The 11,915-nt window shown below is 68.6% G+C and carries 13 protein-coding genes and 1 tRNA gene; 5 read left to right on the top strand and 9 right to left on the bottom strand.

The features are described from left to right. Nucleotides 1–281: 281 nt before the first annotated feature. From G7B69_RS09305 to G7B69_RS09275, 7 genes are all read right to left on the bottom strand, one after another. Nucleotides 282–1,208 (bottom strand): bifunctional riboflavin kinase/FAD synthetase, encoded by a 927-nt coding sequence (locus G7B69_RS09305; RefSeq protein WP_166178479.1) that lies wholly within the window; start codon nt 1,206–1,208, stop codon nt 282–284. Nucleotides 1,209–1,247: 39 nt separating this feature from the next. Continuing rightward, entirely contained in the window at nt 1,248–2,138 is an 891-nt protein-coding gene (locus tag G7B69_RS09300) for a retropepsin-like aspartic protease (protein WP_166178477.1), read from the bottom strand. A 72-nt stretch (nt 2,139–2,210) separates the two neighbouring features. Continuing rightward, the gene (locus G7B69_RS09295; protein WP_166178475.1) at nt 2,211–2,696 is read right to left on the bottom strand and encodes a dihydrofolate reductase; all 486 of its coding nucleotides are present in this window, start codon (nt 2,694–2,696) and stop codon (nt 2,211–2,213) included. Beyond that, the gene (locus G7B69_RS09290; RefSeq protein WP_166178473.1) at nt 2,693–3,748 is read right to left on the bottom strand and encodes a 5-(carboxyamino)imidazole ribonucleotide synthase; all 1,056 of its coding nucleotides are present in this window, start codon (nt 3,746–3,748) and stop codon (nt 2,693–2,695) included. The genes G7B69_RS09295 and G7B69_RS09290 overlap by 4 nt, the downstream gene beginning before the upstream one ends. Then, a complete protein-coding gene (gene purE / locus G7B69_RS09285) occupies nt 3,745–4,242 on the bottom strand; it encodes a 5-(carboxyamino)imidazole ribonucleotide mutase (RefSeq protein WP_166178471.1) in 498 nt (165 codons plus the stop codon). The genes G7B69_RS09290 and purE overlap by 4 nt, the downstream gene beginning before the upstream one ends. Before the next feature lies 1 nt (nt 4,243). Beyond that, entirely contained in the window at nt 4,244–4,930 is a 687-nt protein-coding gene (gene gpmA / locus G7B69_RS09280) for a 2,3-diphosphoglycerate-dependent phosphoglycerate mutase (RefSeq protein WP_166178469.1), read from the bottom strand. Nucleotides 4,931–4,964: 34 nt separating this feature from the next. After that, nucleotides 4,965–5,108, bottom strand: a complete 144-nt coding sequence (locus tag G7B69_RS09275) for a hypothetical protein (RefSeq protein WP_166178467.1) — start codon at nt 5,106–5,108, stop codon at nt 4,965–4,967. Nucleotides 5,109–5,181: 73 nt separating this feature from the next. Here G7B69_RS09275 and G7B69_RS09270 point away from each other — a divergent pair. Further along, a tRNA-Thr gene (locus G7B69_RS09270) sits at nt 5,182–5,256 on the top strand. 45 nt (nt 5,257–5,301) lie between these two features. Here the strand turns inward: G7B69_RS09270 and G7B69_RS09265 are convergent. Then, nucleotides 5,302–5,598 carry a GNAT family N-acetyltransferase gene (locus G7B69_RS09265; protein WP_166178465.1) on the bottom strand — a complete coding sequence of 99 codons (297 nt, stop codon included), beginning with the start codon at nt 5,596–5,598 and terminating at the stop codon, nt 5,302–5,304. A gap of 53 nt (nt 5,599–5,651) precedes the next feature. On the opposite strand from G7B69_RS09265, the gene G7B69_RS09260 reads away from it, so the two are divergent. Together G7B69_RS09260 and G7B69_RS09255 are read left to right on the top strand one after the other, a co-directional pair. Beyond that, nucleotides 5,652–6,647: a threonine aldolase family protein gene (locus G7B69_RS09260; RefSeq protein WP_166178583.1), complete on the top strand. Its 996-nt coding sequence runs from the start codon at nt 5,652–5,654 to the stop codon at nt 6,645–6,647. Further along, nucleotides 6,644–7,555 (top strand): DMT family transporter, encoded by a 912-nt coding sequence (locus G7B69_RS09255; protein WP_243415100.1) that lies wholly within the window; start codon nt 6,644–6,646, stop codon nt 7,553–7,555. Before G7B69_RS09260 ends, G7B69_RS09255 begins: the two co-directional genes overlap by 4 nt. Here the strand turns inward: G7B69_RS09255 and G7B69_RS09250 are convergent. Next, nucleotides 7,536–8,321, bottom strand: a complete 786-nt coding sequence (locus G7B69_RS09250; RefSeq protein ID WP_166178463.1) for a Rossmann-fold NAD(P)-binding domain-containing protein — start codon at nt 8,319–8,321, stop codon at nt 7,536–7,538. The two genes, G7B69_RS09255 and G7B69_RS09250, sit on opposite strands and share 20 nt — an antisense overlap. Nucleotides 8,322–8,369: 48 nt before the next feature. Between G7B69_RS09250 and pepN the strand changes: the two genes are divergently transcribed. Then, nucleotides 8,370–11,024 carry an aminopeptidase N gene (gene pepN / locus G7B69_RS09245; protein WP_166178461.1) on the top strand — a complete coding sequence of 885 codons (2,655 nt, stop codon included), beginning with the start codon at nt 8,370–8,372 and terminating at the stop codon, nt 11,022–11,024. Then, entirely contained in the window at nt 11,017–11,778 is a 762-nt protein-coding gene (gene pgeF, locus G7B69_RS09240; RefSeq protein WP_166178459.1) for a peptidoglycan editing factor PgeF, read from the top strand. The genes pepN and pgeF overlap by 8 nt, the downstream gene beginning before the upstream one ends. Nucleotides 11,779–11,915 lie beyond the last annotated feature (137 nt).

Raw genomic sequence — 11,915 nt, 5'->3', positions numbered from 1 at the left:
CGCCTTAGCGGCGGGAGCGCCGGGGCGCAATTTGTTCGCGCAGCAGGCGCGGAGGCGCAAGCGGAAATCGCTTTCCTACACGTCTATGTTCTGCTTATGTTCGACTGATGGAGTCGCTCCGCCAGTCCTTCGCCGTCTTGCTTTGCTTGCTCACCCAACCCGTTCGCGCCATACAATGTGTCACCCGTCGCCCTGCCCTGAAACCCGCGGAAATGCTTGGGTTTTCTCCTACAGGCCGGGTGACAGGGTCCGTAAAGTGTCACCCTCGTGAAAGCCCCGGATCAGCCGAGCAGGGCGCGTGCTCGCCGGCAATCTTCGGCCATCTGCACCTGCAAGGCCTCGAGAGAATCGAATTTCGCCTCGGGCCGCAGGAAGTGACGGAGCGCGACTTCGATCTCCTGCCCGTAAATCTCGCCCGCGAAGTCGAAGAAATAGGGCTCGAGCAGTTCCTGCGGCGGGTCGAACATCGGCCGCACGCCGAGGCTGGCGGCGCCGTTGAGCTCTTCGCCAGTGACGAGCACTCGCCCGGTCACCGCGTAGATCCCGAAGCGCGGGCGCACGTAAGGGCCGAGCTCCATGTTGGCGGTCGGATAGCCGATCTCGCGGCCGCGCTTGTCGCCGTGGATCACTTCGCCGCGAATGGCGAAGGGGCGGGTCAACAGGCGCGCGGCCTCTTCGCAATCGCCGGCCTTGAGCGCGTCGCGGATGCGGCTCGAGGAGACCGGGCGACCCATGTCCATCACCGGGCCCACCGCGCGCGCCTCGATGCCGACCCGTGCGCCGGTCTCGCGCAGCACCGCGAGGTTGCCGCCGCGGCCCTTGCCGAAGGTGAAGTCCTCTCCGGTGACCACGCCTCTTGCGCCGATGCCCTCGCCGAGCAGCCGGGTGACGAAGTCTTCGGCCGTCGTGCCCGCCAGGTCGTCGTCGAAATGGAACACCAGCATGGCATCGGCCCCGGCGGCGGCGAACAGCTCCTCGCGCTGCTCGAGCGTCGTCAGCCTGAACGGCGGCACGTGCGGGGCAAAATGGCGCACCGGGTGCGGGTCGAAGGTGGCGACGATCGCCGGGCGGCCGGCCTCCCACGCCCATTCGACCGCCTCGCGCACCACGGCCTGGTGGCCGAGGTGGAATCCGTCGAAGTTGCCCAGCGCGACGATCGGGCCGCGCAAGCTCTCGGGGACGGGCTGGCGGTGGTCGAGCCGGATCATCGAGCCGCGGCTATAGGAAGCGCGCCCGATGGGAGCAAGCTACCCGCAGCTCGGCGCGTCGGCCGACGGGCGGATTGCCACCCGGCCGCCTGCGTGATCGACCGTGAGCTGCATGCCCGCCAGGCCGCGCGAGCCGAGGTTCCCCTCGCCGCGCGCCGAGGGCCAGGCGAGCTTGACGATCGGCAAGGCAACGCCGCCGACCGTCACCGGCAGCGAAATCGGAGCTTCCATGATGGAGAATTCGCCGAAGCTGGTGCGTGCCTTGCCCCGCTCGGTCGCCGGGCCCGATTGGGGCACTGCTTTCGCGATTGCCTCGCTGACGAACAGCGGCGCGGCGCCGTTGCCGGTGTCGAGATCGACGGCGATTTCCTTGTCGCCCTCTTTGAGCGGGATCGCCGGTATCGCGTGATCGAAGCTCGCGGCAACGCCGCCGGTCACGGGTTCGCGCGAGAGCTTGAGCGCGGCCTTGCCGTAATCGAGCGTCAGCGTGAGCTGGTGGAACAGGTCGATCCCGAGCACGCCGTCCCAGTCGGTGCGGCCGGGAAGGACCGGCATTTCGGCAAGATCCGCGTCGGAGAAGACGATGGCGCCGACGCCAAGCTTGCCCGCGCGATAGATCTTGCGCGTCGAAAACGTGCCGCCGGGCGCCGCCGCGCGAACTTCGCCCACGGCTTCGAGACCGAGCTGTTCTGCAACTGCCGTCGAAATGCGTCCCGCGCCCTGCGCGCCGGTGTCGATCACGAAGCGATAGGGACCGTGCCCATCGACCGTGACCGCGACCACCGGCTGCCCGGCCGAAAGTTCGAGCGGCGCGACGGCGCAGGTGCCTTCGAAGGCCACATCAGGTGTCGCCGCCCGGCTGACCTGCACGACCTGCGGCTCGGCAGCCTGCGCGGCGGCGATTGCGAGTATCGCTCCGACTATCGACATGAAACCCTTCCCCCCAACAACCGGTGCAGACTACATCTGTAGTCGTGAGTGAACCGTCGGTGAATGGGCCGGCTACTGGCGGCGCAGCGTGACGAAGCTGTGCGCCGGCCAGCGGCCCGCGGGGCGCTCCTCGCGGGCGGTCTCGACCCAGTCGCTGCCGGGGTAGGTCATGATCGTTTCGCCGCCGGTGTGCTCGTGGACTTCGGTCAGCTCGATGCGGGTGGCGTAAGGCATGAACAGGTCGAACACCTCGACCCCGCCGATCACCGTGACGTCTCCGTCACCGGCGAGCGCCAGCGCATCGTCGACCGAATGCACGACTTCGGCGCCCTCGGCCGACCACGCGCGGTCGCGGGTGAGCACGATGTGGCGGCGGGCGGGGAGCAGGCCGGGCAGGCTCTCGAAGGTCTTGCGGCCCATGATCATCGGCATGCCTCTGGTGTGGGCGACGAAGCGCTGCAGGTCTTCCCTGATCCGCCAGGGCACCTCGCCATGCTTGGCGATCGTGCCGTCGTCGGCGCGGGCGACCACGAAGACCACCTCGCGGGGTTTGCTCACCGCCCGATCCTCGTGACATGCCCCATCTTGCGCCCCTCGCGCGCTTCGGCCTTGCCGTAGAGGTGGAGATGGGCGCCGGGCTCGGCGAGGATGGCGCTCGCGCGCTCGACGTCGCGGCCGATCAGGTTCTCCATCGCCACGCGCGGGGCGACGGTGCGCGAGTCGCCGAGCGGCAGCCCGCAGATCGCCCGGACGTGGTTCTCGAACTGGCTCGTCTCGGCGCCCTCGATCGTCCAGTGGCCCGAGTTGTGCACCCGCGGGGCCATTTCGTTGAACACCGGGCCGGCGTCCGTGGCGAAGAATTCGCAGGTCATCACCCCGACATAGTCGAGCGCCTCGGCAATCCTCCCGGCCAGCGCACGCGCGGCGGGAACCTGCTCGACCACGGCGGGCGGCGCGGGCAGGGCCGAGGTTGTCAGGATCCCGCTGCGATGGACGTTGTGCGGGCTGTCCCAGAAGCGCACCTCGCCGTCCGCGCCGCGCACCAGGATGACCGAGAACTCGGCCGCGAAATGGATGAAGCCTTCGTAGATCAGGTTGGGGCCCGGCAACCGCAGCCCCTCGGCGTCGCGAGGGCTGTCGATGCGCCACTGGCCCTTGCCGTCGTAGCCCTCGCGGCGGGTCTTGAGGATGCCCGGCGTGCCGATCCGCTCGATGGCCGCGGCGAGGTCTTCGGCCGAATCCACCGCCGCGTAAGGGGCCGGGCGCCCGCCGCAGCTCTCGGCAAAGGCCTTTTCATGGAGGCGGTCCTGCGCGACCTCGAGCGCCTTGACCGGCGGCCACAGCTTGCCGGGCGGGATGGCCGCGAGAGGGCCGGCGAGGACGTTCTCGAACTCGAACGTCACGACGTCGCACGCGGCGGCGAACAGGCCGAGCGCGTTGCGGTCGATCCACGGCGCGCAGGTAAATTCAGCGCAAACCTCGGCTGCACCGCTGCCGGGGTTCGGGTCGTAGGCGTGGCAGCGATAGCCGAGCTGCGCCGCGGCGATCGCCAGCATGCGCCCGAGCTGGCCGCCGCCGAGAATTCCGATCGTCGCGCCCGGAAGGATCATTCGCCGGTCGGGGTCTCGCCCACGGCCGCGGTGCGCTCGGCGCGCCAGGCTTGCAGGCGCTTCGAGAGCGCCTCGTCCGACAGCGCGAGGATCGAGGCGGCAAGAATGCCGGCGTTGGTCGCCCCGGCCTCGCCGATCGCCAGGGTTCCGGTCGGGACGCCGGCCGGCATCTGCACGATCGACAGCAGGCTATCCATGCCCTTGAGCGCCTTCGATTCGACCGGCACGCCGAGCACCGGCAAGTGCGTCAGCGACGAGAGCATGCCCGGCAAGTGCGCCGCCCCGCCGGCGCCGGCGACAATCACCTTGAAGCCCTCGCCGGCCGCGCCGCGGCCGAAGGCGTACATCCGTTCCGGCGTGCGGTGGGCCGAGACGATCCGCGCCTCGTAGGCCACGCCGAGCTGGTCGAGCACCTCGGCGGTGCGCTGCATGGTCTGCCAGTCGGACTGGCTGCCCATCACGATGGCGACTTTTGGGGCGACTGATGCGGACATCCTAGCGGTCCCTCAGGTAATGGCGCTCGCCCGGGGTCATGGCGTTGTCGAAGTCGTAGACGATCGGCTCGCCGGTGGGAATCTCCAGCTCGGCGATCTCCGCGTCGGAGATTCCCGAAAGGTGCTTGACCAGCGCACGCAGCGAATTGCCGTGCGCCGAAATCAGCACGGTCTTGCCGCTCGCCAGCACCGGGCGAATATCGCTTTCCCAGTACGGCAGCACGCGCTCGATCGTCAGCTTGAGGCTTTCGGTGCGCGGGATCGCAATGCCGGCGTAGCGCGGGTCCTTGCCGAGATCGAATTGGCTGCCGGGATCGAGATCGGGTGGCGGCACGTCGAAACTGCGGCGCCAGAGGTGGACCTGTTCCTCGCCATGCTTTTCGGCGGTTTCGGCCTTGTTGAGGCCGGTCAGGCCGCCGTAATGCCGCTCGTTGAGGCGCCAGTCCTTGGTCTCCGGTATCCACAGCCGCCCGCAAGCTTCGAGCGCGAGATGGAGCGTCTTGATGGCGCGCAGCTGGACAGAGGTGAAGGCGACCTCGGGCAGCAAGGCCTTCTGCGCCAGCAGCACGCCGGCGGCGATCGCTTCGACGATGCCCTTCTCGGTCAGGTCGACGTCCCACCAGCCGGTGAAGCGGTTTTCCAGGTTCCACTGGCTCTGGCCGTGGCGGACGAGGATCAACGTGGGCAAGGAAAGCGCTCCTGCGAGTGGGGAGCGCCACGCCCTAGCCAGTCGGGTCCTTTTTGGGAAGAGTGGGCCGTTCGTTCGTCTCCAATGCCCGCGCTTGCGCCTTGCGCCGGCGCAGGTTCTCGCGCAGCTTGGCGGCGAGGCGTTCCTCCCGCGTTGGCTTGTCGCCGGTCCGGCTCATGCCGCTTGCCTGCCGCAGCCGCCCGTGCTTGACAAGCAGGCGGCGGGGGCTAAGGCGCCGCCGTTCCCGGTAAGCTGCTGTAGCTCAGTGGTAGAGCGCACCCTTGGTAAGGGTGAGGTCGAGAGTTCAATCCTCTCCAGCAGCACCATCTTGTTGGCCTATCGCTGCGCTACTTGAGGCCGCGGGCCCCTTCTCAACTTGGCGTATCGGCGAGAACGTCCGCCCATTCCGGATGGCGGCGGAACGCGGCTTCGACATAGCTGCATTGCGGGACGATCTTGAAACCCTGCGCGCGGGCATCGGCGATCAGGGCGTCGACGAGCGCGGCGGCGATGCCTTTGCCGCGCGCTTCGTGCGGGACGTAAGTATGGTTGGCAATCCGCGCGTCGCCACGGGCGACCCAGGTCAGTTCGGCCTGGCGGCTCGCGCCTTCGACGTCGGCGCGATAGGCTCCGTGGCTGGTATGGTCCTCGCGAAAAATCTCGGGCATCGGCAAAAGTCTCCTTCTTGCGTCGAACCGACGGCCCGGCCATGGCGTTCCGCATGCAGTTCCTGTCCGACAATGCGGCCAGCGTCCACCCCAGGGTGTGGGCAGCGATGCAGGCGGCTGACGCGGCCGATTCGCCCTATGACACCGATCGCCTTTCGGCCGAGCTTGACGACCGCTTTGCGGAAGTTTTCCAGCGCGAAGTCGCGGTGCTGTGGGTCGCAACCGGGACGGCGGCGAACTGCCTGGCGCTATCGGCGCTGGTCCCGCCGCACGGCGGCGTGGTCTGCCACCGCGAAGCCCATATCGAGATGGACGAATGCGGCGCGCCGGGGTTCTATCTCGCCGGCGCGAAACTGCTGCTGGCCGACGGCGATCATGCCAAGCTCGACCCGGCCGGGATCGCCCGGGTGCTCGATGCGATCCGGCCCGACGTCCACCAGGTCCAGCCGTTCGCCATCTCGCTTACCCAGGCGAGCGAATACGGCTGCTGCTACGCACCGGGCGAACTGGCCAGAATCGACATGCTCGCCGGGCCGCGCGGACTCAAGCTGCACATGGACGGCGCGCGCTTCGCCAACGCCGTCGTCAACATCGGCCGCCCCGCCGCCGAAGTGGCCGGGCCGGTCGACGTGCTCAGCTTCGGCTTCGTCAAGAACGGGGCGATGAACGCCGAGGCGATCGTATTCTTCGACCCCTCGCTGGCCGACATGGTTCGCTACCGCCGCAAGCGCGCCGGGCACCTGCAGAGCAAGGGCCGCTTCCTCGCCGCGCAGATCCTCGCCATGCTCGACGGCGACACCTGGCTGCACAACGCCGCCGCCGCCAATGCCGCTGCGCACGCGATCGCATCGGGCGCGGGCGAGCGCCTGCTGCACCCGGTCGAGGCCAACGAGGTCTTCCTCGCCTGCACCGTCGAGGAGCGCGCGGCGCTGCGCAGCCAAGGCTTCGGGTTCTACGACTGGGGACCCGACGCGGCGCGCTTCGTCGCCTCGTGGGATACTCGCGCCGAGCATGCCGAGCTGCTCGGGCAGGCCATCGCCGGCTTGTGAGCGCTCCCGCCCCCCCGCACGCGCTGCTGCGGCCGCGCGTCGCGCTGCCGTTCCTGACGATCTCGCTGATCTGGGGCTCGACCTGGTTCGTCATCACCGGGCAGATCCACGGTGTGCCGCCGCAATGGTCGGTCGCCTACCGGTTCATGCTCGCGACGCCGGCGATGTTCGGGCTGGCCATGGCCACGCGCAGCCGGCTGGCGATGCCGGCGCGCGCGCACCTGCTCGCGGTGGCGGTCGGATTGTGCCAGTTCGCCGGGAACTACAGCCTCGTCTACCAGGCCGAGCGGCACCTTACCTCGGGGATCGTCGCGGTTATGGTCGGCATCATGATCGTCCCCAACGCCGTGCTCGGGCGGCTTGTGCTCGAGCAGCCGATCACCCGCCGCTTCGCACTAGGCAGCGCGGTGGCGATGGCGGGAATCGCGCTGTTGCTGGTCAACGAGGCGCGCGGGGCGCGGGTCGGCGGCAACGTCGGCGCGGGCGTCTGGCTGGCCATCGGGGCGATGCTTGCGGCGTCGGTCTCGAACATCATCCAGGCCAACAAGACCGGCCGCTCGGTCCCGCTGCTGGCGCTGATCGCGTGGAGCATGCTGTACGGTACCGCGTTCGACATTGGCCTGGCATGGATCATGGCGGGGCCTCCGCCGCCGATGCCGGGTGAGGCCTATTGGTTCGGCACCGCTTATCTGGCGTTCGCCGGGTCGGTCGTCACCTTCCCGCTCTATTACGGTCTCATTCGCGAGATCGGCGCGGGCCGAGCGGCTTACCACAACGTGCTGGTAGTGATCGTCGCAATGCTGATCTCGACTTTGCTCGAAGGCTATCAGTGGACCACGCTGGCGGTCGCCGGCAGCGCGCTGTCGCTTGTCGGGTTGCTGGTCGCGCTCAGGGCAAAGAGCGTCTGAGGCAGTCGCGCAGCCCGGCGCGGTAGTCGGCGAAGCGCGGCGACCAGCCCAGCACCCGTTTTGCCTTGCCGTTGGCGACGCGGCGGTTCTCCGAATAGAAAGCCAGCGCCTGCGCCGAGAGTCCGGACTCTTCGAGCGATTGCATCGGCGGCAGTGCCGCATCGAGCAAGCGGCAGGCCTCCTCGATCACCGCGTTCTGGTTGACCGGGAGGTCGTCGGCGAGATTGTATGGGCCGGGGGGCGCGTCGAGGGCGGCGACCACGCCTGCGGCGATGTCGTCGACATGGATGCGGCTGAAGACTTGCCCTGGCAAGTCGATCCGGTGCGCCTTGCCGTCGCGGACCCGCTCGATGGCGCTGCGCCCCGGGCCGTAGATGCCCGGCAGGCGGAACACGCGCGCGCCGCGAGCGAGCCACGCGGCGTCGCATTCGGCGCGCGCCGAGCGGCGGCCGCTGCCGGTCGCGGCGCTTTCGTCCACCCAGGCGCCGCCGGTGTCGCCGTAGACGCCGGTCGAGGAGAGGTAGCCGAGCCATTCGTGCGCCAGCGCGTCGCCATAGCTTGCGAGCACCGGATCGGCATGATCGCTCGGCGGCACCGACGTCAGCACGTGGCTCGCCCGGCCGAGCGCGGCGCGCACCGCCGCGTCGTCCGCGAAGTCGATATCGGCCTCGCTGCCGCTCGCTTCGACCGACCAGCCCATGCGTTCCAACGAACGCTTGATCCGCTTCGCAGAATAGCCGAGGCCGAATATGAACAGATGTGCCACGCCCGCGTTCTAGCCGGATAACGTCAAGCAGGAAGACCCGAACGCCTTATGGATATCGCCCGCACCCCCGCCACGCCCGACGGCAATCCGCAGATGGCCGACGCCGCGCCCGAGCCGAAGGAGCCGCCGCTGATCCGCCGCGCGGACTACCGGCCGTTCCCCTGGCTCGTCCCCGAGGTGAGCCTCGACTTCCGGCTCGGGCTGGCGAACACACGGGTGAAAGCGACGCTCACCGTCCATCGCAACGCAAAGGCCGAGCCGAACCCGATGATCCGCCTCAACGGCGATGGGCTGACCCCGCTCGAGGTGCTCGTCGATGGTCAGCCGATCAACTCATGGTCGATGGACGGCGACGACCTGATGGTGCCGCTTCCCGGCGACAGCCATCTGCTCGAGGTTACCACCGAGATCGATCCATCGGCCAACAGCAAGCTGATGGGCCTCTACGCCTCGAACGGCATGCTCTGCACTCAGTGCGAGGCCGAGGGCTTCCGCCGAATCGTGTTCTTTCCCGACCGGCCCGACGTGCTCTCGACTTACAAGGTCCGCATGGAAGGGCCGAAAGACCAGTTCCCGGTGCTGCTGTCGAACGGCAACGAAGTGGCCACTGGCGAAGCCGACGACGGCGTCCACTGGGCCGAGTGGCACGATCCGTGGCCCAAGCCCTCGTATCTCTTCGCGCTGGTCGCCGGCGATCTCGTCGCCAACCGCCACACATTCACCACGATGAGCGGGCGCAAGGTCGATCTCGGCATCTGGGTTCGCGACGGCGATCTCGAGCGAACCGACCACGCGATGCAGTCGCTCAAGCACTCGATGAAGTGGGACGAGGAGACCTTCGGCCGCGAGTACGATCTCGACACCTTCAACATCGTCGCCGTCAGCGATTTCAACATGGGTGCGATGGAGAACAAGGGCCTCAACATCTTCAACACCAAGTACGTGCTGGCCGACACCGAGACGGCCACCGACGGCGACTACGACGGCATCGAAGGCGTGATCGGGCACGAGTACTTCCACAACTGGTCGGGCGACCGGGTGACCTGCCGCGACTGGTTCCAGCTTTCCTTGAAGGAAGGCTTCACCGTGCTTCGCGACCAGCTGTTCAGCGCCGACATGGGCTCGGAGCCGGTCAAGCGGATCGAGGACGTGCGCGTGCTGCGCTCGGTCCAGTTCCCCGAGGATTCGGGACCGCTCGCTCATCCGATCCGGCCCGACAGCTACCAGGAGATCTCGAACTTCTACACCGCCACGGTCTACAACAAGGGCGCCGAAGTCATCCGCATGATGCGAACGCTCGCCGGGCCGGAACGCTTCCGGAAGGGCACCGACCACTACTTTGAAAGCCATGACGGCGAGGCCGCGACCTGCGAGGATTTCATCGAGGCGATCGAGGAAGGCGCGGGACTCGACCTCAAGCAATTCCGCCTGTGGTACTCGCAGGCCGGCACGCCGAAGGTTTCGGTCGTGCTCGAACATGGCGGCGATACGGCCACGCTGATACTGTCGCAGACGGTGCCGCCGACGCCCGGCCAGCCCGACAAGAAGCCGATGCCGATTCCGCTCAAGGTGGCGCTGTTCGACAGGAAAACCGGGAAACATCATGGTGAACAACTGGTTACCCTGAACGAAGCTCAACAAAGCTTCAGCTTCACCGGGTTCACCGAACCGCCGGTGCTGTCGATCAACCGCACCTTCTCGGCCCCCGTGGCGATCGAGCGCGAGGTCTCGAACGACGACCTGGTATTCCTCGCCGCTCACGACGATGACCCCTTCGCCCGCTACGAGGCGATGCAGGACCTCGTCGTGCGGCACTTGTGCGCCCTGCTGAGCGGCTCGCTCGACGACAAGGCACGCGACGCGGGGCGCGAGGCGATCGGGGCCGCGTTCGCGGCGGTCCTCGGCGACGGCCAACTCGACGACCTGATGCGCGGGGAGCTGCTGATCCTGCCGGGCGAGACTTATCTCGCCGAGCAGATGCTGGTCGCCGATCCGGCGGCGATCCGGGCCGAGCGCGAGGGTCTCAAGGCCTGGCTCGGCACCAGGCTCGAAAGCGAATTCGCCTCGCTGCACGCCGGGGCGAGCGCCGTGCCGACCACGCGCGATGCGGCCGCCAAGGGCGCGCGCAAGGTCAAGACCCAGGCGCTGGTCTACCTCGCCGCCGGCGTGCCCGGGCGAGCCGCGGAGATGGCGGCGGCGCAATACGATGCGGCCGACAACATGACCGACCGCCAAGGTGCGCTTATGGTCCTCACCGGCCTGCAAACCCCCGAGCGCACTCACAAGCTGCTCGACTTCTACAACCGCTTCCGGGGCAACGCGCTGGTGATCGACAAGTGGTTCGCGCTACAGGCGAGCTCGCTCCACCCAAGCGTGCTCGAACAGGTCAAGGCGCTGGCCGAACATCCCGACTTCACGCTCAAGAACCCCAACCGCGTGCGATCCCTCTACATGCCGTTCACCGGCACCGCGCAAGGTTTCCACGCGGCGAGCGGCGAGGGTTACAGGATCATCGCCGACCTCATTCTCGCGCTCGACCCGCTCAACCCGCAGACTGCGGCGCGCTTCGTCACGCCGCTCGGACGCTGGCGCCGGCTCGAGCCGGGCCGCGCGGCATTGATGCGCGGCGAGCTCGAGCGCATCGCCGCAGCGCCCAAGCTGTCGCGCGACACCTACGAGCAGGTGACCCGCAGCCTTGGCTGACCCGGTCGAGGTCATCCGGTCGGCCGCCCTCGGCGGAATCCCGCATGGCTTCCTCGGCCGGCGCGGCGGGGCGTCCGAGGGCGTGGTCGCCGGCCTCAACGTCGGCCATGGCGCGGGCGACGACGCGGAAGCGGTCGCCGAAAACCGCCGGCGTGCCATTGCCGCGGTGCTTCCCGGCACGGCGCTGGCGACGGTCTACCAGGTCCATTCGGCGGACGCGGTCACCGTGGTCCGTCCGTGGCCGCAGGCCGACCGCCCACGCGCCGACGCGCTGGCGACCGACCGGCCGGGCGTGCTGCTCGGCGTGGTCACCGCCGACTGCGCGCCGGTGCTGCTGGCGGACGTCGAGGCGGGCGTGGTCGGCGCGGCGCATGCCGGCTGGCGCGGCGCGCATGCCGGTGTGCTGGAGGCGGTCGTCGGCGAGATGGCCGGCCTCGGCGCGCGCCGGGAGCGTATCGTCGCCGCGATCGGCCCGGCTATCGGCCAGGCCAGCTACGAAGTGGACGATGCGTTCCGGAGCCATTTTACCCAAGCGGACGAGTCGTTCTTCGCTCCCGGCCGGCCCGGCCACTGGCAGTTCGACCTCGAAGGCTATGCCAACGCCCGCCTCGAACGCGCCGGGATCGCTGCTGTCGATCGCCTCGGCCTCGACACCTATCCGGACGCGGAGCGGTTCTTTTCCTACCGCCGCGCGACCCATCGCGGCGAGCCGGCTTACGGCCGGCAGATTTCGCTGATCGGGCTGCGGCTCTAAGGCGATTTCCTCAGCCGTCACAAAGCTGCCAAAATGCCTGTTGGCATCGCCGACAGCGTCGTCTATCAGCCGCGCCAAGTCGCCGGCCCGGGGGCATCTTCCGGCCGCGTGACGCATCGGATTTCCGGCTCCGCCAC

Source organism: Croceibacterium segetis (genome assembly GCF_011320115.1).
Taxonomy (GTDB): domain Bacteria; phylum Pseudomonadota; class Alphaproteobacteria; order Sphingomonadales; family Sphingomonadaceae; genus Croceibacterium_B; species Croceibacterium_B segetis.
The sequence above is the reverse complement of the archived record's forward strand: the minus strand, read 5'-3'. Positions and strand labels throughout refer to the sequence as shown.

What these genes read in the sequence shown, in the direction of transcription:
- pepN (WP_166178461.1), top strand. Translation starts at nt 8,370, where the DNA reads ATGGATATCGCCCGCACCCCCGCCACGCCCGACGGCAATCCGCAGATG.
- G7B69_RS09260 (WP_166178583.1), top strand. Translation starts at nt 5,652, where the DNA reads ATGCAGTTCCTGTCCGACAATGCGGCCAGCGTCCACCCCAGGGTGTGG.
- G7B69_RS09275 (WP_166178467.1), bottom strand. Translation starts at nt 5,108, where the DNA reads ATGAGCCGGACCGGCGACAAGCCAACGCGGGAGGAACGCCTCGCCGCC.
- purE (WP_166178471.1), bottom strand. Translation starts at nt 4,242, where the DNA reads ATGTCCGCATCAGTCGCCCCAAAAGTCGCCATCGTGATGGGCAGCCAG.
- G7B69_RS09265 (WP_166178465.1), bottom strand. Translation starts at nt 5,598, where the DNA reads ATGCCCGAGATTTTTCGCGAGGACCATACCAGCCACGGAGCCTATCGC.
- G7B69_RS09305 (WP_166178479.1), bottom strand. Translation starts at nt 1,208, where the DNA reads ATGATCCGGCTCGACCACCGCCAGCCCGTCCCCGAGAGCTTGCGCGGC.
- G7B69_RS09290 (WP_166178473.1), bottom strand. Translation starts at nt 3,748, where the DNA reads ATGATCCTTCCGGGCGCGACGATCGGAATTCTCGGCGGCGGCCAGCTC.
- G7B69_RS09300 (WP_166178477.1), bottom strand. Translation starts at nt 2,138, where the DNA reads ATGTCGATAGTCGGAGCGATACTCGCAATCGCCGCCGCGCAGGCTGCC.